At 45.5% G+C, this 21,337-nt stretch carries 20 protein-coding genes; 12 read left to right on the plus strand and 8 right to left on the minus strand.

Annotated features, from left to right (window positions below; genetic code table 11):
- Positions 1-54: 54 nt before the first annotated feature.
- Both SHEWPOL2_RS05260 and sodB read right to left on the minus strand, forming a co-directional pair.
- The gene (locus SHEWPOL2_RS05260) at positions 55-1,989 is read right to left on the minus strand and encodes a PrkA family serine protein kinase (RefSeq protein WP_037419872.1); all 1,935 of its coding nucleotides are present in this window, start codon (positions 1,987-1,989) and stop codon (positions 55-57) included.
- 250 nt (positions 1,990-2,239) lie between these two features.
- Positions 2,240-2,824, minus strand: coding sequence for a superoxide dismutase [Fe] (gene sodB / locus SHEWPOL2_RS05265; protein ID WP_011622352.1), 585 nt, complete (start codon positions 2,822-2,824; stop codon positions 2,240-2,242).
- A gap of 227 nt (positions 2,825-3,051) precedes the next feature.
- Here sodB and SHEWPOL2_RS05270 point away from each other — a divergent pair, with 227 nt between their 5' ends.
- Positions 3,052-3,384, plus strand: coding sequence for a Grx4 family monothiol glutaredoxin (locus SHEWPOL2_RS05270; RefSeq protein WP_007649079.1), 333 nt, complete (start codon positions 3,052-3,054; stop codon positions 3,382-3,384).
- Between the two features lie 105 nt (positions 3,385-3,489).
- Here SHEWPOL2_RS05270 and SHEWPOL2_RS05275 read toward each other — a convergent pair whose 3' ends face one another.
- Positions 3,490-4,728 carry a uracil-xanthine permease family protein gene (locus SHEWPOL2_RS05275; RefSeq protein WP_037426776.1) on the minus strand — a complete coding sequence of 413 codons (1,239 nt, stop codon included), beginning with the start codon at positions 4,726-4,728 and terminating at the stop codon, positions 3,490-3,492.
- A 215-nt stretch (positions 4,729-4,943) separates the two neighbouring features.
- Between SHEWPOL2_RS05275 and SHEWPOL2_RS05280 the strand changes: the two genes are divergently transcribed.
- Positions 4,944-6,026 carry a DUF2066 domain-containing protein gene (locus tag SHEWPOL2_RS05280; protein WP_037426779.1) on the plus strand — a complete coding sequence of 361 codons (1,083 nt, stop codon included), beginning with the start codon at positions 4,944-4,946 and terminating at the stop codon, positions 6,024-6,026.
- 76 nt (positions 6,027-6,102) lie between these two features.
- Positions 6,103-6,813 (plus strand): DnaA inactivator Hda, encoded by a 711-nt coding sequence (gene hda / locus SHEWPOL2_RS05285; protein ID WP_037419883.1) that lies wholly within the window; start codon positions 6,103-6,105, stop codon positions 6,811-6,813.
- Between the two features lie 112 nt (positions 6,814-6,925).
- On the opposite strand, the gene SHEWPOL2_RS05290 is transcribed toward hda, so the two are convergent.
- The 4 genes from SHEWPOL2_RS05290 to SHEWPOL2_RS05305 all read right to left on the minus strand — a co-directional run bounded on the left by SHEWPOL2_RS05290 (position 6,926) and on the right by SHEWPOL2_RS05305 (position 11,522).
- Positions 6,926-8,878, minus strand: coding sequence for a hypothetical protein (locus SHEWPOL2_RS05290; RefSeq protein ID WP_037426811.1), 1,953 nt, complete (start codon positions 8,876-8,878; stop codon positions 6,926-6,928).
- 279 nt (positions 8,879-9,157) lie between these two features.
- Entirely contained in the window at positions 9,158-9,538 is a 381-nt protein-coding gene (locus tag SHEWPOL2_RS05295) for a DUF2069 domain-containing protein (protein WP_037426780.1), read from the minus strand.
- A gap of 51 nt (positions 9,539-9,589) precedes the next feature.
- Positions 9,590-9,940 carry an arsenate reductase (glutaredoxin) gene (arsC, locus tag SHEWPOL2_RS05300; RefSeq protein ID WP_037419889.1) on the minus strand — a complete coding sequence of 117 codons (351 nt, stop codon included), beginning with the start codon at positions 9,938-9,940 and terminating at the stop codon, positions 9,590-9,592.
- 112 nt (positions 9,941-10,052) lie between these two features.
- Positions 10,053-11,522 carry a M48 family metalloprotease gene (locus SHEWPOL2_RS05305; RefSeq protein ID WP_037426781.1) on the minus strand — a complete coding sequence of 490 codons (1,470 nt, stop codon included), beginning with the start codon at positions 11,520-11,522 and terminating at the stop codon, positions 10,053-10,055.
- Between the two features lie 112 nt (positions 11,523-11,634).
- Between SHEWPOL2_RS05305 and SHEWPOL2_RS05310 the strand changes: the two genes are divergently transcribed.
- Positions 11,635-11,868 (plus strand): sulfurtransferase TusA family protein, encoded by a 234-nt coding sequence (locus SHEWPOL2_RS05310; RefSeq protein ID WP_037419895.1) that lies wholly within the window; start codon positions 11,635-11,637, stop codon positions 11,866-11,868.
- Positions 11,869-12,066: 198 nt separating this feature from the next.
- Positions 12,067-13,167, plus strand: coding sequence for an AI-2E family transporter (locus SHEWPOL2_RS05315; protein WP_037419898.1), 1,101 nt, complete (start codon positions 12,067-12,069; stop codon positions 13,165-13,167).
- A 113-nt stretch (positions 13,168-13,280) separates the two neighbouring features.
- Here the strand turns inward: SHEWPOL2_RS05315 and SHEWPOL2_RS05320 are convergent, their stop codons facing one another.
- On the minus strand, positions 13,281-14,198 hold the full coding sequence (locus SHEWPOL2_RS05320; RefSeq protein ID WP_037426785.1) for a LysR family transcriptional regulator ArgP: 918 nt from the start codon (positions 14,196-14,198) through the stop codon (positions 13,281-13,283).
- A 112-nt stretch (positions 14,199-14,310) separates the two neighbouring features.
- On the opposite strand from SHEWPOL2_RS05320, the gene SHEWPOL2_RS05325 reads away from it, so the two are divergent.
- The 7 genes from SHEWPOL2_RS05325 to SHEWPOL2_RS05355 all read left to right on the plus strand — a co-directional run bounded on the left by SHEWPOL2_RS05325 (position 14,311) and on the right by SHEWPOL2_RS05355 (position 21,202).
- Positions 14,311-14,931 carry a LysE/ArgO family amino acid transporter gene (locus SHEWPOL2_RS05325; protein ID WP_023266289.1) on the plus strand — a complete coding sequence of 207 codons (621 nt, stop codon included), beginning with the start codon at positions 14,311-14,313 and terminating at the stop codon, positions 14,929-14,931.
- Between the two features lie 245 nt (positions 14,932-15,176).
- Positions 15,177-15,650 carry a DUF2919 domain-containing protein gene (locus tag SHEWPOL2_RS05330; RefSeq protein ID WP_037426787.1) on the plus strand — a complete coding sequence of 158 codons (474 nt, stop codon included), beginning with the start codon at positions 15,177-15,179 and terminating at the stop codon, positions 15,648-15,650.
- Positions 15,651-15,869: 219 nt separating this feature from the next.
- Positions 15,870-17,132 carry an HD-GYP domain-containing protein gene (locus SHEWPOL2_RS05335; RefSeq protein WP_239642738.1) on the plus strand — a complete coding sequence of 421 codons (1,263 nt, stop codon included), beginning with the start codon at positions 15,870-15,872 and terminating at the stop codon, positions 17,130-17,132.
- 10 nt (positions 17,133-17,142) lie between these two features.
- Positions 17,143-17,994 carry an NAD(P)-binding domain-containing protein gene (locus tag SHEWPOL2_RS05340; RefSeq protein WP_037426789.1) on the plus strand — a complete coding sequence of 284 codons (852 nt, stop codon included), beginning with the start codon at positions 17,143-17,145 and terminating at the stop codon, positions 17,992-17,994.
- Positions 17,995-18,133: 139 nt separating this feature from the next.
- A complete protein-coding gene (locus tag SHEWPOL2_RS05345) occupies positions 18,134-18,757 on the plus strand; it encodes a thiol:disulfide interchange protein DsbA/DsbL (protein ID WP_037419917.1) in 624 nt (207 codons plus the stop codon).
- 430 nt (positions 18,758-19,187) lie between these two features.
- Positions 19,188-19,454 carry a DUF4212 domain-containing protein gene (locus tag SHEWPOL2_RS05350; RefSeq protein WP_011622295.1) on the plus strand — a complete coding sequence of 89 codons (267 nt, stop codon included), beginning with the start codon at positions 19,188-19,190 and terminating at the stop codon, positions 19,452-19,454.
- A gap of 11 nt (positions 19,455-19,465) precedes the next feature.
- A complete protein-coding gene (locus tag SHEWPOL2_RS05355) occupies positions 19,466-21,202 on the plus strand; it encodes a sodium:solute symporter family protein (protein WP_037426792.1) in 1,737 nt (578 codons plus the stop codon).
- Positions 21,203-21,337: the final 135 nt, after the last annotated feature.

Consider the following 21,337-nt stretch of genomic DNA (forward strand, 5'->3'; position numbering starts at 1 on the left):
AAACCCCAGCGAAGGCTTTGGCAACACCAAAGCCTCGTTTTTAGTGAGCGCAAGTTAAGAGGATTTACGAACCCGTAAATACCACTCAGACAGGAGTCTGACTTGTTTTTTGGTATAGCCTTTCTCCATCATTCGATTGACAAAATCATCGTGTTTACGTTGATCGTCAGTCGAGGTTTTGGCGTTAAAGGAAATAACTGGCAGTAAGTCCTCTGTATTCGAGAACATTTTCTTCTCGATCACAGTGCGTAGTTTTTCATAGCTGGTCCACAGTGGGTTATGGCCCTCATGACTTGCGCGAGCGCGCAGGACAAAGTTGACAATTTCGTTACGGAAATCTTTTGGATTACTGATGCCCGCAGGTTTTTCGATTTTTTCAAGTTCGGCATTCAGTGCGGCGCGGTCAAACAACTGGCCCGTTTCTGGATCGCGATATTCTTGATCCTGAATCCAAAAATCGGCATAGGTGACATAACGGTCGAAGATATTTTGGCCGTATTCAGAGTAGGACTCTAAATAGGCGGTTTGGATTTCTTTACCGATAAATTCGACATATTTAGGAATTAAGTAGCCTTTTAAAAACTCCAGATAACGTTCGGCGGTATCGCTAGGGAATTGCTCCTGCTCAATTTGCCGTTCAAGCACATAGAATAAATGCACTGGATTAGCGGCAATTTCGGAATGGTCAAAGTTAAATACCCGTGACAGGATCTTAAAGGCAAAACGGGTAGAAAGGCCGTTCATTCCCTCATCGACGCCTGCATAATCGCGATATTCTTGGTAGGATTTTGCTTTAGGATCAGTATCTTTTAAGCTCTCACCATCATAAACTCGCATTTTCGAGTAGATAGAAGAGTTTTCTGGGACTTTGAGCCTTGATAGTACGCTAAATTGCGCTAGGGTTTCTATGGTTCCGGGGGCGCAAGGTGCTTGAGATAGCTCAGAATTTTGTATGAGCTTTTTGTAAATCTGCAGTTCTTCTGATACCCGTAGACAATAGGGCACTTTGACAATATAAACCCTGTCGAGGAAGGCTTCGTTGTTCTTGTTATTTTTAAAGGTTGACCATTCTGATTCGTTAGAGTGTGCCAAAATAATCCCGCTATAGGGCAGGGCGGATAAGCCTTCCGTGCCGTTATAGTTACCTTCTTGCGTCGCGGTCAGCAGTGGATGTAGCACCTTAATCGGCGCCTTAAACATTTCCACAAACTCCATTATCCCTTGGTTAGCGCGACATAATGCGCCGGAGTAGGCATAGGCATCTGCATCATCTTGGGAGTAATGTTCCAGTTGACGAATGTCAACCTTACCCACCAAAGAGGAAATATCTTGGTTGTTCTCATCCCCAGGCTCGGTTTTGGCAATCGCCAATTGATCGAGAATAGAGGGATAGACTTTGACTACGCGGAATTTAGAAATATCGCCACCAAACTCGTGCAGACGTTTCACCGCCCAAGGTGACATGATGGTTTTGAGATAACGGCTGGGAATATTGAATTCATCCCGCAATAGTTGACCATCTTCGTCCACATCGAAGAGACAGAAGGGATGATCATTCACCGGGCTTCTTACCCCATTAGCGCTCAGAATATAAATGGGCACTTTTTGCATCAATGATTTAAGTTTTTCTGCCAGTGATGACTTACCGCCACCCACTGGGCCGAGTAAGTATAAAATTTGCTTAGATTCTTCTAAGCCTTGGGCTGAGTGTTTTAGGTAGGCAACGATTTGCTCAATCGCATCTTCCATACCGTAAAAGTCTTTAAATGCGGGATAGCGTGAGATGAGACGATTCGAAAAGATACGGCTTAGGGTTGGATTTTTAGCCGTATCGATAATTTCAGCATCACCGATGGCGAGCAGTAATCGCTCTGATGCTGACATATAAGCACTGCGATCTTCTTTACAGATATCCAGAAATTCCTGCAAAGTGTATTCTTCATCGAGTTTTTGTTCGTAGCGCTTTTGGTAATGCTCGAAAATGCCCATATAAACCCCCTGAAACGCCAGTGATGTTATGGAAGGGATAACTGATTTTCAGCTTCCTACACTAATCTTAGACACAAACTTGCTTGCTGTGTCAAAAAAATATCAAATAAAAACAATAACAAATGATTGCAATTGCAATTATTGCACTTGTAGTTATCAGGTGAAGTTTAACGGGAAGTCGAAGATGAATGATTTTTGAGGTAATAAAAAAGAGCCACTTGGGCTCTTTTTAAGGATCGCTGAGAGACGATTAACCCGCGAAGTTTTGGTTCACGAAGTCCCAGTTAACTAATTGCCAGAAGTGGGCCAAGTAGTCAGGACGTACGTTGCGGTAATCGATGTAGTAAGCGTGTTCCCACACGTCAACAGTCAGGATTGGTGTTACAGTGCTGTCAGTCAGAGGTGTTGCAGCATTGCTAGTGTTAACGATAGCAACAGTGCCATCGGCTTTTTTCACTAACCAAGTCCAAGCGCTACCAAAGTTGTTTACCGCAGAATCGGTAAATTGTGCTTTGAATGCGTCGAATGAGCCGAAAGCCGCGTTGATGGCATCAGCCACAGGGCCAGTTGGCTCACCGCCAGCGTTAGGCGCTAAGCAGTTCCAGTAGAAAGTGTGGTTCCAAACTTGAGCTGCGTTGTTAAATACGCCACCAGTAGAAGTCTTGATGATCTCTTCTAAAGATTTACCTGCGAAATCGGTTCCTTCGATCAAACCGTTTAGCTTAACAACGTAGGTGTTGTGATGCTTGCCGTAGTGGTATTCAATGGTTTCTTGAGAAATGTGTGGTTCTAGTGCGTTCTTTGCATATGGTAATGCGGGTAATTCGAAAGCCATTAGTATCTCTCCATGGTCTTAGGTTATCGTTTTTTAAACGTGCTCACTGGACACTATTGTACCGATAAAATTTGTGATGTGAATCATTGTTTGGCTAATTGATTAGATAGGCGTCATCGAAAAACTAATTGCAGGCCATAACCTTACAAACTGTGGGATTTTGTTCTGTGCTTAGCTGTCGTACAATAGCCAGCATTGAGTCAATGTCATCATACTTAGGAATTAAAATGGAAACAGTAGAGAAAATTAAACAGCAGATCGCTGAAAACCCAATCATTGTATACATGAAGGGTTCTCCTAAATTACCTAGCTGTGGTTTTTCATCTCAGGTAGCCCAAATCATGATTAACTGCGGCGAGCAGTTTGCGTTTGTGGATATTCTCCAGCACCCAGATATTCGTGCTGAATTACCTAAGTATGCAAACTGGCCAACCTTCCCACAACTGTGGATTGAAGGCGAGCTGATTGGTGGCTGTGATATCGTGGTTGATATGTACCAAAAAGGCGAATTACAGCCATTAATCAAAGCGACCGCAGAAAAGTACAAAACTGCAGAGTAATTCTCGTCACAGAGCGATGAAGAATAACAAAAAGCCGCTAAGTGAATAACTTAGCGGCTTTTTTATTGCCATATTCCTACTGAGTCAGGAATTGAAGGGCAACACTTAGTGTGATGCCGCATCTCGATCGTGGTGTTTGCTCGCAGGTAATAGCAGATTCATGGTAATGGCGACAATCCCGCAAAGACTAATGCCTGTAAGGCTAAAGGAACCAATACCAAAGGCCATACCGCCAATACCGAAGACTAAGGTGACACCGACAATGCTTAAGTTACGCGGCTCGGATAAGTCCACGTGATTACGGATTAAGGTATTTAATCCTACAGCGGCAATTGAACCAAATAACAAACACATAATGCCGCCCATAACTGGAACGGGGATAGTTTGCATCAGTGCCCCTAATTTACCTACAAACGCCAAGGTAATGGCAGTGATGGCTGTCCATGTCATGATCCTTGGGTCGAAGTTACGGGTTAAGGTGACTGCACCTGTGACTTCTGAATAGGTGGTGTTTGGTGGACCACCGAAGGCTGCTGCGGCGATTGTTGCTACGCCGTCACCAGTTAAGGTGCGGTGCAGGCCAGGTTTTTTCATAAAATCCTTACCAGTGACATTGGAAATAGCCAAGATGTCACCGATATGTTCAACCGCAGGAGCAATGGCAACAGGGATCATAAACGCAATCGCATGCCAGTTAAATTCGGGGGCTACAAATTTTGGAATGGCGATCCAACTTGCTGCAGTGACTACCGCAAAATCGACGATACCAAATGCTAGACTCAGGCTGTAGCCAACGATAATGCCAGCAAGAATGGGCATCACCTTGAGTAACCCTTTAGCAAAAATCGCTACGGCAATGGTGGTACAAAGGGATACAAGCGAAATGATTAATGCCGTATTGGTTGCGACTAAGGTTAGACTGCCGTCGCCACTTTTGCCCAGCGCCATATTCACGGCAACAGGCGCTAAGCCTAGGCCAATGATAATGATGACGGGTCCTACAACTACAGGTGGTAACAGCCGATGAATAAAGTCAGTGCCGCGTACTTTAACTAAGGCGCCTAGGCATACATAGACCGCGCCTGCGGCCATGATACCGCCCATGGTTGATGGGATCCCCCAAGTTTGTACCCCGTAAAGAATCGGGGCGATAAAAGCGAAGGAGGAAGCCAGAAAAATAGGCACTTGGCGTTTAGTGATTAATTGAAATAGTAGGGTACCAATACCTGCGGTAAAGAGTGCAACACTGGTGTCGAGCCCGGTTAACAGTGGCATCAGTACCAGGGCGCCAAATGCGACAAACAACATTTGTGCGCCCTGCAATGGAATAGCAAGTCGTCTCATTTATTATTCTCGTAAATTTAGGGTAAACCGCGAGATGATAACAGTTTGTTGCAATATGATCTTTATTAAATGATGTATTTGCGGGTGGCGATCACTGTTTTATGGCTTGTCAGAGTAGCGATCCTTATTCAGAGTATCGAATAAGGCTAAGACTCGCTAAAGGCGCGAACTATGGTACAATTTGCACTATCTGATGTTACTTCAACTACCCAAAGATGCTGAAATTTCTATTAAAGCCAAGCTTAGTCGCGTTTTTATACTGCCTGTTTACCGTTAATAGCCTGCAAGCTGTTGAAGTGAGTAAATTAGATGAGGCCGATGTACCGGTCACTTCCCGTGCGGTTCCAGAGCGTAATAGCGCGTTGAAAACCGCTTTAGAAAAAGTGATCATTAAAAACACGGGGACGGCCCGTTCTTTGGACAATAGCGTGATCCAATCGCAGTTGGCCAATCCTGATGCTTTGCTAAGTCAATTTGGTTATGTTGAACAAAATGGTCAATTGCTGCTGAAAGCAAATTTCGAGCATAGACGAATTGTGTCCTTGTTGCGTCAAGCACAACTCCCTGTATGGGGCACCCAGCGTCCATTGACCCTGTTTTGGGTGGCGATGCCCGGTGAAGGTGACACCATTTTATTAAGTGATTCTTCCACATCGACCGAGCGTCAGGCGTTTAGCTCTTTCTCTGATGAACGTGGGATACCTGTGCTATTGCCTATCCTCGATCTTGATGAACTCATGGGGATTAACCCGAACGATGTCAAAGGCATGTTTGCGGATATCGTGGCCAGTGTCTCTGGACGTTATCAAGCTGATTTCTTAGCGCTTGTTGCCATTGAGCCAGCAGGGAACCAGGTGCGTTATCGCTTAAATCTGTATTCTAAAACTACGATTGATTCATTAACGCCACCATTGTTTAGTTTTAATGGCAGTGCTGAAAATAGTGCGCAGGCGATCACAGCGATGATGGCTGCCCTAGGGGATTACTATTTTACTAAGTATGCTATTGCGGATTCTGGTGAGCAGGTTGGCGCCAGTGTGACCTTTGTGAACATTGATAAAATGGCACAAGTTGTTGAGGTAGAAAAGTATTTAAAACAACTGAGTGCGGTTAAGAATGCGACTTTGTCGCGCATTCAAGGTAACACTGTGACCTTTTCGTTAGATCTATTTGGCTCACAGACAGACTTTGAGCGTTTATTAAGTTTAGAGCCGAGAATTTCGGTGGTCGCTCCTGGAGAGTTTTCCGCCAGTGCGAGCCCTGCAGGTAAAACTGTCTATCAATGGCGGTTACCTTAAACTTCCCTCGTAGAGGCTGGGAAATACTCTACCCAGTCGCGTGGGGTTGATAATTTATTGATATTGAGACGTACGAGTGCCATTAAACTCACCGCTACAACTTTCATTGCCGGTTTATCTGCCAGACGATGAAACTTTTAATAGTTATTATCCTGCAGCGGGTAATGATGAACTTATTCAAAAGCTGCGCGCTAATGCTGAGGGGCATGGTGAAGCGGCTATCTATGTTTGGGGACCCGTAAAATCGGGACGTACTCACTTAATGCATGCCGCCTGTGCCCATGCGAATGAACTCGACCGCCGCAGCTTTTATCTGCCACTTGGGATCCATGCGAGTATTTCGACGGCGCTATTAGAAGGTTTGGAACAACTTGATTTGATTTGCATTGATGATGTGGACGACATCGCAGGCCATCCAGTTTGGGAAGAGGCGATTTTTGATCTGTATAATCGTGTTGCTGAAAATAAACATTGCGCGCTGGTGGTGAGTGGTCGGTCTGCGCCTGCGGATGCCGGATTTTTATTACCCGATTTAGTCTCAAGAATGCAGTGGGGACTCAATTATCAACTCCAGCCAATGGCTGATGATGAAAAACTCGCAGCATTGCAACGCCGTGCTGCCATGCGTGGGCTACAATTACCTGAAGACGTTGGGCGTTTTTTGCTCAATCGAATGGCAAGAGACCTTCGTACTCTGTTTGATGTGTTAGATAAACTTGATAAAGCATCTTTAGTGCATCAGCGCAAACTCACCATTCCTTTTGCAAAAGAAATGCTGCACCTCTGAGCTGATACCGTATTAGCAAAAAGCCCGTCGCATAATTACGACGGGCTTTTTTATATCTTCAAATGAGCTGAAATACTGAAATCTTGTCTATCTGCTCGCTTAGATCAAGTGACTACTGCTGCGGATGGCGATGACGATCGCCACTGAAGCGCAGCTCTGGCTCGGCTATGCTATCGCGACTGGCTGCGGTACTACTTTGTTGTCCTTTCACAATGGCTGCATTGGGCGATATCCCTAATGTTTGACGCCAGCTTTGCCCTTGGGTCATCGGGATGGGCTCGGGCAGGCTTGCTAGCAAGGTAATACCATCTAACTCGGGTAACATACCATCGATCACTAAGGCGGCACGGTTGAGCAAATTATCGGCGCCAATGCGGCCTCTTTGTCCCCAGTTGACGATAATCGTATCCGCGGTGATTACATCGGGTGCATTTGTCACTGCTACATCCCGCAGGATCTGATAGCGATAGCTCATCATCGCTTCTTCAAATAGCATTGCAGTGTCTTCGCGGGTGCTGGAATAATTGTAAAAATCATTGGCGATATCACTGGAGAAAAACGTACTGACATCCGAAGGTTGGTAGGCTTTTTGGGTGGCAGTGGCTTTCGCACCCAAGAAGCTCACTCCAGCAAGCCCAGTCATTTCGGTACTCGTGAGGGGATAACTGCGGCTTACTTGATCTGAAATCAAACTCTTACTGGCATTTCGGCGACTATAGTCATCCAATAGTCTTGGACCTGTAAGTGATGCGTGCACGCTTCTTGGGAAGAAGTCATTAGCGTGGGCGAGCTCATGGTATAAGAGTGAGGCGAGGTCAGGGTTAATTTGAGCCAGAGTCCGTGTGGCGCGCGTAGTGATTGGGAAGCCCTGTGAAGCATATTGATTATTTTTAACGTAACGCCATGGCATGATGAAATTCAGCTCATTGCCAAAGCTACTGCGATAATCTGGCGCTTCGTTGATGGTATCGCGCTGCATAGGTGTCAGCCAAAGGTCGTTGGGGTCGAGATAAATCGCCCCTGTAACAACCCAATAGAAAGATGGGCGCACATCATAACTAATCACCACTGCGGTGACCGATTGTAGCAGGCGGGCAAAGTCACTATTAGGATCCATCTGCCGTAAAAATGCGGCAAAATTGTCCCCCATCCAATCGTGGGACACTAATACCCGATCAAGAATCGTATCGACATCAAGGTTATCTGAAACTTGGCCTGTGAGTGGCAATTGATTGATTGTACAAGCCTCTTTTAACTGATTCGAGTACACACAGCTCGTTAACGCACTGGCATAAGGTGAGGTTGGATGATAAGCATGAGTACGCGCAAGTGGCGTATCAAAGTAACTGGAGCTTATCGTGGGCGCTGCCGTGGTTAATACAAAGGCTTCATCTGTCACTACATTACCGTTAATCGTGGCTGATGCCCTAAGACGGGTTAAGGTATCTTGAGCAACAGCGGGTGCGGTAAAGAGGGGTCTAAAGGGATCGCTTATGTCAAGGCTGACATCGGGGCCTTCGGCGATACACCAATTGACATTGGCGGCACTGAGGCCGGCTTGCTGACCAATTCGCAAGCTTACATCGTTACCCTCAACGGCTTGATGGTCTTGACGAATATTCAGCAATCCGCCCGTGTTGTTATCGGCATTAATGCTGATGTCACCCGTCACATTGGTATTGGCGCCGGTGATTTGTAAGCGAAAGCGGTAGCTGCCCACGGCCGGGAGCTCCATCGCTAATACAGGACTATTTTGACTAACGAGTTCAATGCTGGGGCCTTCGAGTTGTTGCCAACGGAAGGTGAGATCCTGCGAATCGCGATTACCTAGGCTGGCAATAATGGCACCGGATTGTCCTACACCATATTGAGATTCCGTCTTAAACCGAATTGCACCAGTATCTGTGGTCACTAATGGTGTGACTGAGGTACAACGTGGCACATTGGTTGTGGGAGGCGTAACTGTGCCGCCATCGCTGTTGCTATCACCTCCGCCGCCACAGGCGCTCAATGTTGCTGCTGCGGCTATGATACTGAATCGACGAATTGGGCCCCATATTTCCATCATGACTCACTCCAATTAATTCGCTGTTATTGTTTGTTTTTGTTGTTTGACAGGCACGATTCACCGTCATTTATTGGCACAAAAAATGACTATAGCACGCTCTTTTAGTTACAAAAAGCGATCGAAGGTAGCTTAAATGTTATGGATTGTTTGTAGTGATTATTGGAGATAGGCGGGGCATTGATCATTTTGACTAAAAACGGATGGACTGACGCAGAGAGTGTGTCGGGCAATAAAAAGCGCGGTGTAAATCAACCGCGCTTTACTATATTCGGAATATTAGTCTTGCTTATCGGATTTTTTCTTCAGACCTAGGCCGAGTTCACGTCCACGGATACGAGCATAAAACGGGAACGCGACTAACAGCGCGCCAATGAGCAGGACCTCAATAATGGCAAAGGCCAATGCATCGGTCGTGACATACAACAAGGTGAGGGCGTGCAGCATATATAAGCATAAAATAAAGCTCGCCCATGCGTAGGTGTAAGGATTACCTTTTAAAATGCCTTTGATGGGAAGCAATAAAGGCACTATCCATAATAGACTGAATAATAAGGTATATTCCCCATTTATGCCTTGACCAATAAACCAGCCGCCCAGCAGCAGAACAAGGGCAAGGTAGCCTAAGCGGCTAAGTGTCAGTAGAGAGCTTGAGGTCATGATTTTCCTAATCTAAACATCTTGGAACAGTGGTGAAATAGCCTGAACAACTTAGAGAATATTCAGTACATTTTCCGGTGGACGACCAACGGCTGCCTGTTGATTAGCCAGTACGATTGGGCGTTCAATCAATTTTGGCGTCTTGACCATGGCGTCGATAAGTTGTTCTTCGGTTAAAGCCGGATTGGCAAGACCTAGTGCTTGATACTCGTCTTCCTTAGTGCGCATTAACTCACGGGCGCTGAGTTTGAGCGTGGCTAAAATTCCACGAATATCAGCGGCGCTTGGAGGGGTTTTAAGGTATTCCACTATTGTGATTTCGCAGCCTTGTTGCTCGAGTAGGGCTAAGGTTTCGCGGCTCTTTGAACAACGTGGGTTATGGTAAATCGTTGCTTGGGTCATAGTACTCATGCTCAATCGGCTAAAACAATGGCGCGGATGATAGCAGAAAAAACAGCGCCCCGTCAGGGTGTTCGGGGCGCGATTATAGGCTGTAGAGATAAAATGGCTGATTTTACTTTAGGGCATCCATTTCTTTATCTGCCTGTTTAAATTGGCGGATACGTGCTTCGATTCGCGCCAGTTGTAATGGATTACCTTCCGAGGCGCGGTAAGCAAAGTTAAGCTGATCGATAGCGCCCTTATAGTTAGCGCCTAGCGCCATTAACTCGGCATTGGAGAAATACTCCATCCCTTGGTTACCAAGTTTCTTGTAGGCAAGATTTAACAACTGATAGGGCAGTTGATTCTGCTTATCGAGGAAAATCATATCTTCGAGCAGCGGAATCGCTTTAGCGGGGTCACCAGCCTCGATATAGATATTGGCTAAGTTAGCGTTGATCACCTGCGAAGTGGGTTTCATCTTCCGCTGAGTTTCGAGTAACTGAGTTGCCTGGGCATAATCCTTACGTTCGTTAAGCAAATCCGTCTTAGTATCGAGATAAAACAAGTTGTTATCATCGATTTTTAATAGTTCATCGACAATTTTTTCGGATTCATCAAACTTCTTCAATCTAAACAGTGCTAATGCTTTGCCGTAGAGGGCCGCCTCTTTAAAGCTGTAGGTTTGCTTATTGAGCTGCTTTTCAAACATGCTCAATACCGCATCGTCGCTATAACTGGAAAAACGCACCTGAATACGGGCTTTAGCGAGCTGGAAGTTCAGATTATCCGGCACATAACGGTGGGGATATTGCTGGGCACGATCCCGCGCTTCGGAAATCCGTGATTCAGGTAAAGGGTGGGTTAACAGCATTTGCGGTGGCGTGGTGGTAAAACGGTAACGACTGGCGAGTTTGCCAAAGAAATCGGCGGAGGCATTAGGATCAAATCCCGCGTCAACTAAAATTTGCATGCCGATACGATCGGCTTCTTTTTCATGCAGGCGGGTGTAGTTGATTTTTGATTGTGTCGCCATGGCTTGGGTGGTTGCCAACGCGGCCATCCCTGCTTGAGGAACGGCAATCGTTAATAAAATGGCGCCGAGTAAACCAGCAACAGTCGCTGGTCCGGTTTTTTGCTGCGCTTCGAGGGAGCGTGCTAAGTGACGCTGGGTCACGTGGGTGATTTCATGGCCTAATACTGAGGCCAGTTCACTTTCGTTATCAGCATTAAGAAATAGCCCTGTGTGCACCGCAACGTGGCCGCCGAAAAAGGCAAAGGCGTTGATTTCATCATTTTGCAGCAAGAAGAAATAAAAGGGCGTTTTGACTCCCGTGGCGTGGGCGACCAATTTGTTGCCCAGTTCAGTTAAATATTGGCTCAATACCGGATCGTTCAGCATGGGCGCCGATGAGCGAATAACGCGCATATAGGCATCGCCATAGACCATTTCTTTTTCTAGGCTGAAGGTATTGACGGCGGCGGTACCCAGATCGGGCAAGTCGTTGTTGGCAAAACTCTTTGCGGCTCCACCGAGTAACATTAATGAAAGCACACTCGCCGCAAGGGGTTTACATCGGGTCAAAAACGTCAAATTACGCAAGTGGATCCTTTATTTCTTTTAAGTGTCTCAACTAAGGCTTAGGTAGCCCTTAGCTTGTAGTTTGAATTGCAACTTAGGATAATAGCCCAAGTTCGTTCATAGCAAGTTCATTATGATTTTTATTGATTTAACATCATTGCGCTGCCCCGTTCCCTTGGTTAAGGTCAAACTTGCGTTGAAGTCTGTGTCTGCTGGTGACAGCTTACATATCCTACTCTCAGACCCAGGTTCCCGCCGAGATGTTCCCACTTTTTTAAAAAAACAGGGGCATCAGGTCGTGACGTTACACGATGATGCGAGCCAGTTAGGCCTATTAATTACAAAAGTTGATTTATCGCAGGGATAATCATACACAAAGCATGATTCAATGCCGCAGTCAAAATGGCGAGTTAGCTAGCTGACTGCAACTTAACCTAGGCTTGTCAGTCATAGTTAGCAGTTAACTGATTTTCAAGCATATACACAGTTAATCTACTGCGATAAGGTTAACTCATAAGTCACTTTCCTGCCTGTTGGGAAAGCCAACCCCCATTGGAATGAATGCATGTTTAGTTTTTTTTCTCGTTGGTATCAAGAGCGATTTAGTGATCCACAGGCCGTCACCTTATTGGCCATTCTAGTGGGTTTAGCGTTAGTACTTTATTTTGCTGGTGGTTTGTTAGCCCCGCTACTTGTTGCTCTGGTGTTGGCTTTTTTACTCGAATGGCCCGTGGCGCAAATGCTGAAATTGGGGATTAATCGCACGACGGGGGCTTCCTTAGTGCTAGTGCTGTTTTTAGGGATAGTGGTGTTGCTGACCTTTGGGCTAATCCCCAGCGTGTGGCGTCAAGGGGTAAGTCTGATGACGGATTTACCGAATATGATAGATAAAGGGCTACTGACCTTGCAGGGGTTAGCGACCCAGTATCCTAAATTTATAAGTACTGAACAGCTCGATTTAATGGTCTCCGAGTTGAAGAAATTACTTGATACACAACATGTGCTCGACATTGCGAAACAGCTGATTGGTTACTCTGCGTCATTATTGGTGCTGATGGTGTACGCTATTTTAGTGCCATTGTTGGTGTTCTTTTTTCTTAAGGATAAAGATCAACTGATCCGCGGTAGTAAGCGTTTTTTCCCCACCAATCGCCAGTTGGCTCGAAAAGTGTGGTTTGAAATGCACCAACAGATCTTTAACTATATTCGCGGCAAAGTGATTGAGATTGTGATTGTCGGGGTGGCGAGCTACATCTTCTTTGCCTTTATGGGGCTGAGATACTCGGCCTTACTGGGGGTGTTGACCGGGTTGTCGGTGTTGATTCCCTATGTGGGCGCGACCTTAGTGACTCTACCCATTATGCTGGTGGCCTTTTTCCAGTGGGGTTTTAGCTCTGAGTTTGGTTATTTAATGCTAGGTTACGGCATTATTCAGGCCTTGGATGGTAACGTACTTGTACCTATCCTGTTTTCCGATGCGGTGGATTTGCATCCGGTGATCATTATTGCTGCTGTATTAGTTTTCGGTGGTTTATGGGGCGTTTGGGGTGTGTTCTTTGCCATTCCATTAGCTTCCTTAGTGAAAGCGGTGATCAATGCTTGGCCTAAAACCGAGATTGAACCTGTGGCGATAGCGCAGGTGAAGGCGGATTCGGCAGAAGCCTAAGCCGCTGGCAATAGATTAAAAACTAATAGATAAAAACTGGGCACGAGTGCTCAGTTTTTTTATACGCTAATGATTTGTACTAACAATTGTTTTACTCACTCTTGCTGCATTCATTATTGCTGTAATAGATGCTGTGCGGTGGCGGCAAGCGCCCGATAAACCAAAGTGGTTTGTTTCGCTTTGATATTCCAATGCTGCCAATAGAGGGGCACCCGAATGCGTTTTTCTGGGGTGAGCTCAATTAATATGCCTTTGTCTATCAAGGGTTTTGCCTGTAAGTGACCCACTAAACCGTAACCCAGACTTAAGTTAATCGCCTCTAAAAAACTCTCCGATGAGGGAATGCTGTGTTGCCACCATTGACCTGGCAACATTTGAAAATACTGGGCGAGATACTTTTCATGCATTTTATCTTTGGTCGAAAACACCACAGCCGGGGCTTTCGCAAGCTGCGCTTGGGTTATTTGAGCGCCGACATTATCGCTATTTTTTGCCCATTCGAAATAACGCGCCGCAAATGCTGGGGTGGCGACGCACATATATTCCATGGTTCCTAAAAACTCGCTGCTACAACCGGCCATGGGGTTGGCTGTCGTGGTCACGCAACCGACGGCCTCACCGTTTTTCAGTAGGTGATGGGTGTAGGACTCATCATCGACAATCAATTCGAGCAGCCAAGCATGTCGGCTGAACATATCGGCCAATGCGGGCAAAAACCATGTCGCTAAACTGTCGGCATTGACTGCAATTCGCACCGTCGTTGGATGATTTGGGTCATCGGCATCTAACTCGGCTCTCAATTCACTCTCGAGTAGTTGCACCTGTGAATAGTGGCGCAATAAACGCTTCCCTGTTGGGGTCGCCACCACAGGTGTTGAGCGGATAAGTAAGGATTGGCCGACTCGTTCTTCTAATTGCCTAACGCGTTGTGACACTGCTGATTGGGTAATGTGCAGCACTTTTGCGGCGCGCTCGAAGCCGCCTTCGGAGACGACGACCGCAAGCGCTTTAAGATTGGCGTATTCCAACATGATTGCCGTCCTTAAGGTTATTAATTTTACTTATGATACATAAAAAACATTAGTTATATTAATTTTGTTGTTTTGTCTATGCTAGCGCCTTCTTCAGACATGAGAGGTAGTTATGCAAACGGCGTTTATACAAGGTATGGGCATTGGTGGTAGTTTGATCATTGCCGTAGGGGCGCAAAATGCATTTGTGCTAAAGCAGGGGATTAAGCGAGCTTATCCTTTGCCGATTGCGCTGCTTTGTTCAATCATCGATGCCTTAATGATCACTGCGGGGGTTGCTGGGCTTGGGCATATTATTGAAGCCTTTCCGACTATCAAACATGTGGCTAGTTTTGGTGGTGCCGCCTTTTTGATTTGGTATGGTGCGAATGCACTTAAAGCCTCGTTTGTCGCTAAAGGGATGGAGATGGATAATGCGCAAAATGCCGACACTTTGCGTAAGGCCATGCTGACCACACTTGGGATCAGCCTGCTTAATCCACACCTTTATTTAGATACAGTGGTGCTGCTGGGGAGCATTAGTACTCAGTTCGAAGATGCCCATCGTCCTTGGTTTGGTGCGGGCGCGGTACTGGCTTCGTTTATTTGGTTCTTTAGCTTAAGTTTTGGTGCGCGTTTATTGGCGCCGATATTTAGTCGTCCAGCGGCGTGGCGATACTTAGATCGCTTTATTTGGTTGACTATGTGGAGCATCGCCGCGGCAATTATTTGGCCATATATGACGGTAAATTAATGTGCCTTTTTGAAATTTTATGGCTGGTTGTCATGTTCAGGTCGATGGGGCTAATCCTTCGACCTTATTCTTATTAAGTTCAAATGGTTAAATCTACATATCGCAGGGAGTATGGGGTAGCGCACACGGCGGAAATGTTGACCTAACCGTTGAGTGTGCTTGATTTGTTTATCCCTCCCATTGAAATTACGCCAATAGGCACCATTTAATATTTATTGCTTAAGTTTTTACTTAATGGATTGCCGTTGAATTTTAGTCACATCACTTGGCTTGATGATAAAGGCCATATTAAACCGCCGATTTTTTTATATGTGATTTTGGCATTCCTCGCGCGAGGCTGGTGTATTTTTATCGCCTCCTTGACTCAAGCCAGTGATAGAGCTGAATTGGTAAGGCTCTTTTATCCTGAAAAATCAGACTTTTTACTTGCACTTGCGGCAGGTCTTGGTGCTGTAGTGCTTTATTTTGTCGTACTCGCGGAGCGGCGCCGCTCGCCCTCATGGATTCGGCCGTTGTTTGTCCATCTCAAATGGGGACTGTGGTTATTGTTATTAGTTGATGCGGTTTTACTGTCTCAGCGGTTAATTCACGGACAGTTTTTATTCCATTGGAGTTTGGCACTCGATGCCTTGGTGTTGTTTTGGTCCTGTCTTTATGTCTATCAGTCAAAACGACTGCGTTATTACCTCACGGATTGGCCGAAGGAAATAAAAACTTAAATAACATAGTAGTCTACATCTCTTTGTTATTACTGTTTTTTATGTCTTATTCGATGAAGTTAGCATAATTTATGTGTTCTATCCCTCAGTTTGATAAGCATTTTTTCACCAACAGCTTACTGATTTTGCTGAATCATCTATAGTTATATGTACTTAGCTTAAATGTACGCGCCAAGAAGTCATATTGCATTCTTGCGTGCATGAAAGGAGTCATATTGCGTGGCAAAAGCAGCTCATAAAAAATTACTACTCTCAGAACTTCAGCCCGGTATGCGGGTTAAGTTGCCTTTGTCGTGGACAAATCACCCATTCTTATTTAACCGAGTTGATATCAATAGTGCGGCTCAGATTGAGATGATCCGGGGGCTTGGTGTTCCCTATGTTTACCTCATTTCTGGCAGTAATGATGAGATTGATACTGCTGAAGAAGAGGAAGACATTGAAGATATTGAAGCCGCGCCACCAGAGCGAGATTTAAAAGCAGATACCCGTAAATCGATGCGTTTAAGTCAAAAACGTTTTTTAGAGAGTGTTAATCAGTGCCGGAATATGTATGGCAAGATAGTGAGCGATCCTGAAGGAGCATATCGCCTGTCTGCAGCGTTAGTTGAAGATTTACTCAGTCATTTACAAGAGGTGGAAAAACCCTTCTTGACCTTAGTTGGGATGGACGAAAAGGATGTGAGTGTGACCCAGCATGGTGTATCAGTGGCGGTGCTCGCCATGATGATAGGTCATGCACTGGATTTACCAGCGAGGGATTTGCGCGATATTGCCCTTGGCAGTTTATTCCATGATATTGGTAAGCTAAAAGTGCCCGATGTGATCCGTCGAAAGCGTGGTGCTCTGACTCCCCATGAAGCCAATTACTTACAGATGCATCCTAATTTTGGCTATGACATGCTTAATCGTTCAGGGCTGTTCCCCAAAGAAGTATTAAATATCGTGTTACATCACCATGAGTTTGTTGATGGTTCGGGTTTCCCTGATGGGCTCACAGGTCATAAAATTCCCATCGTGACTCAAATCGTTAGTCTAGCAAATGATTACGATCAGCAACTGAGTGGTCAGCAAGCTTCTTCTCCTCAAGTTGCCCTCGGTTACTTATTTAAAAATAGAGCCAGTAAACATTCGGAATCGTTGATTTCTGTCTTAGTCAAGATATTAGGTATTTATCCACCAGGGACCTTAGTTAAGCTATCGGATGATAGCGTTGCAAAAGTCATTATGACCACGAAAGAAGTGAGTCAGCCTCAGGTGTGGGCCTGTAAAGAAGATGGTAGTGAAGCCTCGTTACGCTTTTTAAGTGATGAGGGCGTGACAGTGCAAAAGTCTTTGCGAGTTGAAGATTTAACTGAGGGCGCAAGGCGAACATTGCAGGTCGATAAGGGGATTAGTTTTATTTTAGTTCCTTACAAGCTTGAATCCCTTTACCAGAGTTCCGTATGCTATTGGCCAAAATATATGATTAGCAGTAAGTAGGTCAGAGATAATGGAACACACTGTGGTGGAGAAAAAGAGTGTTGCGGTTGTAGGCTGTGGGTGGTTCGGTTTTGCGCTCGCAAAACAACTTGTTCAAGCCGGTTATCGCGTGACTGGGGCTAAGCGCCAGAGTGAGGATCTTCCGGCGTTAACACACGCGGGTATTGAGGCATTCCAACTACAACTTGGTGATGAGGCTGATATTGTTCCCGATGTACAGCTGTTGCAAGACTTATTTCAGACAGACTTTCTTGTTGTTAATATTCCTCCTCGTCTAAAGCATGGTAATACAGCTTATCTTAACGAACTAAAACAACTCATCGACTTAACCCAAGGCTGGCAATATCAAGGCATAGTGTTTATTAGCACCACGGGCGTTTATCCCTCTCTTGATAAATCCATGAGCGAAGCGGATGCTCATGCCGAGTCTCCTTCAGCGCAGGTGTTGCTGGATGCTGAAGCTTTATTTGCTCACCAATCTAATACTTGCGTGGTGCGTTTTGCTGGACTCGTTGGACCAAAGCGTCATCCGGGGCGTTTTTTTGCAGGCAAAACCGATGTGGCTGGTGGTAATGTTGCAGTCAATCTCGTGCATTTACAGGATTGCGTCGCGGCAGTGAGTTTAATTATCGACACTAAGCTAAAGGGAGAGAAGATCGCCTCTATCTATAATCTATGCGCGCCAGAGCATCCATCGAGAAGCGAATTTTACGGTGCTGCGGCTCTGTCACTGGGATTGGCTGAACCGCAATTTAATACCCAGCTGCAACCCAGCAAAGTGATTCTGGGGGATAAAATCGTCCGCGATCTGGGATTTAAGTATCAGTTTACCTCCCCACTTACGATGCTAGCGGCCTGTTAGCGGCGGATTTATCACCTATTGTTAACAAATGTTTAAGAACAATAGCCATATTTTGAGGTATCTTAATGGCCTGTGCCTGTTGCAAACGACTTACGATTCAATGATGCGTGTTAATCATTCACTAATAAGAAGAGAATATATGAAAACCCTAACTAATCTTGTTCGACCTTTGGCTGCTTTGGCCTGTGGATTGGTCTTAAGCGCCAGTTTTGCGCTGCAAGCGGCCAGTTTTGAAGAAGGGAAGGATTATGTCACTGTCGCAGGAATGAGCGAGGCGCAAAAGCCTGTGCTGCGAGAGTTTTTTTCCTATAACTGCCCACATTGCTACAAACAGGAACCCTTTGTTGCTTCCACGGTAAAACTCTTGGGCAAGGATGTTGCCTTTGAGCGTACGCCTGTGGGGGCGGGGCGTCCTGCGTGGGAACTGAGCCAATTGGCTTATTATATCGCGCAAAAGCTCAATATGACCAAGCAAGTCCATGAGGCGATTTTTAAACAAATTCATGACAAGGGTGAGCAATTTACCCGCCCTGAGCAAGTGAAAGCCTTTTTTGTGGCTCAAGGTGCTAAAGCTGATGATGTGGATGCGGCGATGAATTCTGTTGACGCTAAATTTTCACTGATGAGTTACGATTCGCAAGCGGAATTGGCCGGGATTAAAGGTGTGCCATCATTATTGGTAAATGGCCGTTATTTAGTCACGTCTCGGGTTCATACTCCTGAAGAATTGGCTGAGTTAGTGAAGTACTTAGCCGCTAAATAATAACGTTGATACTGGCGTCTATGCTGGCGCCAATTTACCAGTTTCCCATAACCCAGCCATGCTGGGTTATTTTTTGCCTGTCTGCTGACAAATCTAAGTGGTGTAGATTGAGATGATAGCTCTCGTATTACACTCGAAGTAATACGATATTTTGTTTATATGACAGGCTATTACTACTTTCTAGTTGTTCCATTTATCACGCTATTTTGTCTCTTTCTAGTCTTAGGTTCTTCGACATTGGTCTAAGTTGCTCAAAAAACGACTTTTGCAACAAAATGTAAAATCATTGTTAAGATGATGGTTTTAAATGATATTTTATTTTTTGCTATGTGAGGTATTTCGCAAATTAGACTAAGGTCTTGATTGTGGTCACTCCAGCTGTTGCTAGATTTAACGAGACTTAAAAATAAAACAGCACAGGGGAGTCGCTATGGCGTTTGAAAATAATGATAAAGCAAAAGGTTACTGGAACGAGAATTTACGTCTGGTTTTGGGCCTATTAGCTATTTGGGCCGCAGTTTCGTTTGGTTGCGGCATTCTATTGGTTGATGTACTCAATGAAATCCATTTTATGGGATTCAAATTAGGTTTCTGGTTTGCTCAACAGGGATCGATGTATGTCTTTGTTGCGCTTATTTTTGTCTACGCGGCAAAAGCTAACGCCTTAGATAAAAAATATAACGTACAAGAAGACTAAGGAGCACAGAGATGGGTGTACAAGGATTAACTTATCTGATTGTAGGGCTGTCGTTTGCCCTCTATATTGGGATTGCAATTTGGTCCCGTGCAGGTTCAACTAAAGAGTTTTATGTAGCGGGTGGTGGTGTTCATCCTGTTGTAAACGGCATGGCAACCGCCGCCGACTGGATGTCTGCGGCATCTTTCATTTCGTTGGCGGGTATTGTTTCTTTCGTCGGTTATGACGGCAGTGTGTACTTGATGGGGTGGACCGGCGGTTACGTTTTATTAGCCCTGTGTATGGCACCATACTTACGTAAATTTGGTAAGTTTACCGTGCCTGATTTCGTGGGTGAGCGTTATTACTCCCAAGCGGCGCGCACGGTAGCAGTTATTTGCGCCATCTTCATCTGCTTTACTTACATTGCTGGCCAAATGCGCGGAGTGGGCGTGGTATTCTCGCGCTTCCTTGAGGTAGAGGTAGATACCGGCGTATATATTGGTATGGCCGTGGTGTTTTTCTATGCGGTACTCGGTGGTATGAAAGGGATTACCTATACTCAGGTTGCCCAATATTGCGTACTGATCTTCGCCTTTATGGTGCCTGCAATCTTCCTGTCTGTGATGATGACGGGTCATATCATTCCTCAAATTGGTTTTGGTGCTGAGTTACTCGATGCTGCGGGGAATAATTCTGGCGTTTATCTGTTAGAGAAACTGAATAATCTCTCTGTGGATTTAGGCTTGGCCCCTTACACCGATGGTTCTAAGAGCATGATCGACGTGTTCTGTATTACTGGTGCTTTGATGGTCGGTACAGCGGGTTTACCCCATGTTATTGTGCGTTTCTTCACCGTACCGAAAGTGAAAGATGCACGTATATCAGCGGGTTGGGCATTGGTGTTTATCGCCATCATGTACACCACAGTTCCTGCATTAGCGGCATTCTCTCGCGTCAATATGATCGAAACCATTAACGGCCCAGATCAAAAGGGTGTTGCCTATGAAACTGCGCCTGATTGGATCAAAAACTGGGAAAAAACCGGTCTGATCAAATGGGATGACAAAAATGGTGATGGCAAAATCTACTATGCCAAAGGCAAAATGGAAGATGCTGCTAGCCCTAACGAAATGAAAATCGACAACGACATCATTGTATTAGCAACGCCAGAAATCGCGAATCTGCCAGCTTGGGTGATTGCGCTGGTGGCTGCGGGTGGCCTCGCTGCGGCGCTATCTACCTCTGCGGGTTTGTTGTTGGTTATCTCTACATCAGTGTCACACGATTTAATGAAGAAAAACCTGATGCCAAATATTTCTGACAAGAAAGAGTTAATGTACGCTCGACTTGCTGCTGGTATCGGTATTGTGATTGCGGGTTACTTCGGGGTTAACCCTCCAGGATTCGTGGCGGCGGTGGTGGCATTCGCCTTCGGTTTGGCTGCGTCATCTCTGTTTCCTGCAATCATCATGGGGATCTTCTCTAAGACCATGAATAAAGAAGGTGCCATTTCAGGTATGGTGCTTGGCTTATTCTTTACCGCTGGTTATATCATCTACTTCAAGTTTGTTGATCCTACTGCAAACGTACCTGCGAACTGGTTCCTTGGTATTTCGCCTGAAGGTATCGGTATGGTGGGCATGCTAGTGAACTTTGTGGTAGCAGCTATTGTCTGCAAACTGACCGCAGCGGCACCAGCTCATGTGCAGGAAATGGTTGAGTCTATCCGTTTCCCTAAAGGGGCGGGTGAGGCCAGCGGCCACTAACTTTCACCTAGATTAAGAGAAAAGGACGCGTTTGCGTCCTTTTGTTTTTGGTGGTGTCAGTGCAGAGTTTGAGCCTGACTTTAGTCGTATATGGCCCAACAATCGAGCGCGTTATAGTGAGATAAAATTCACCTA

Origin of the sequence: Shewanella sp. POL2 (genome assembly GCF_000282755.1) — a bacterium.
GTDB lineage: Bacteria > Pseudomonadota > Gammaproteobacteria > Enterobacterales > Shewanellaceae > Shewanella > Shewanella xiamenensis.

Coding starts and splice junctions, on each gene's coding strand:
- SHEWPOL2_RS05340 (WP_037426789.1), top strand. CDS start 17,143: ATGGAACACACTGTGGTGGAGAAAAAGAGTGTTGCGGTTGTAGGCTGT.
- SHEWPOL2_RS05320 (WP_037426785.1), bottom strand. CDS start 14,198: ATGTTGGAATACGCCAATCTTAAAGCGCTTGCGGTCGTCGTCTCCGAA.
- SHEWPOL2_RS05345 (WP_037419917.1), top strand. CDS start 18,134: ATGAAAACCCTAACTAATCTTGTTCGACCTTTGGCTGCTTTGGCCTGT.
- SHEWPOL2_RS05280 (WP_037426779.1), top strand. CDS start 4,944: ATGCTGAAATTTCTATTAAAGCCAAGCTTAGTCGCGTTTTTATACTGC.
- arsC (WP_037419889.1), bottom strand. CDS start 9,940: ATGACCCAAGCAACGATTTACCATAACCCACGTTGTTCAAAGAGCCGC.
- SHEWPOL2_RS05290 (WP_037426811.1), bottom strand. CDS start 8,878: ATGGAAATATGGGGCCCAATTCGTCGATTCAGTATCATAGCCGCAGCA.
- SHEWPOL2_RS05270 (WP_007649079.1), top strand. CDS start 3,052: ATGGAAACAGTAGAGAAAATTAAACAGCAGATCGCTGAAAACCCAATC.
- SHEWPOL2_RS05315 (WP_037419898.1), top strand. CDS start 12,067: ATGTTTAGTTTTTTTTCTCGTTGGTATCAAGAGCGATTTAGTGATCCA.
- SHEWPOL2_RS05355 (WP_037426792.1), top strand. CDS start 19,466: ATGGGTGTACAAGGATTAACTTATCTGATTGTAGGGCTGTCGTTTGCC.
- SHEWPOL2_RS05295 (WP_037426780.1), bottom strand. CDS start 9,538: ATGACCTCAAGCTCTCTACTGACACTTAGCCGCTTAGGCTACCTTGCC.
- SHEWPOL2_RS05350 (WP_011622295.1), top strand. CDS start 19,188: ATGGCGTTTGAAAATAATGATAAAGCAAAAGGTTACTGGAACGAGAAT.
- SHEWPOL2_RS05325 (WP_023266289.1), top strand. CDS start 14,311: ATGCAAACGGCGTTTATACAAGGTATGGGCATTGGTGGTAGTTTGATC.
- SHEWPOL2_RS05275 (WP_037426776.1), bottom strand. CDS start 4,728: ATGAGACGACTTGCTATTCCATTGCAGGGCGCACAAATGTTGTTTGTC.
- SHEWPOL2_RS05260 (WP_037419872.1), bottom strand. CDS start 1,989: ATGGGCATTTTCGAGCATTACCAAAAGCGCTACGAACAAAAACTCGAT.
- SHEWPOL2_RS05310 (WP_037419895.1), top strand. CDS start 11,635: ATGATTTTTATTGATTTAACATCATTGCGCTGCCCCGTTCCCTTGGTT.
- sodB (WP_011622352.1), bottom strand. CDS start 2,824: ATGGCTTTCGAATTACCCGCATTACCATATGCAAAGAACGCACTAGAA.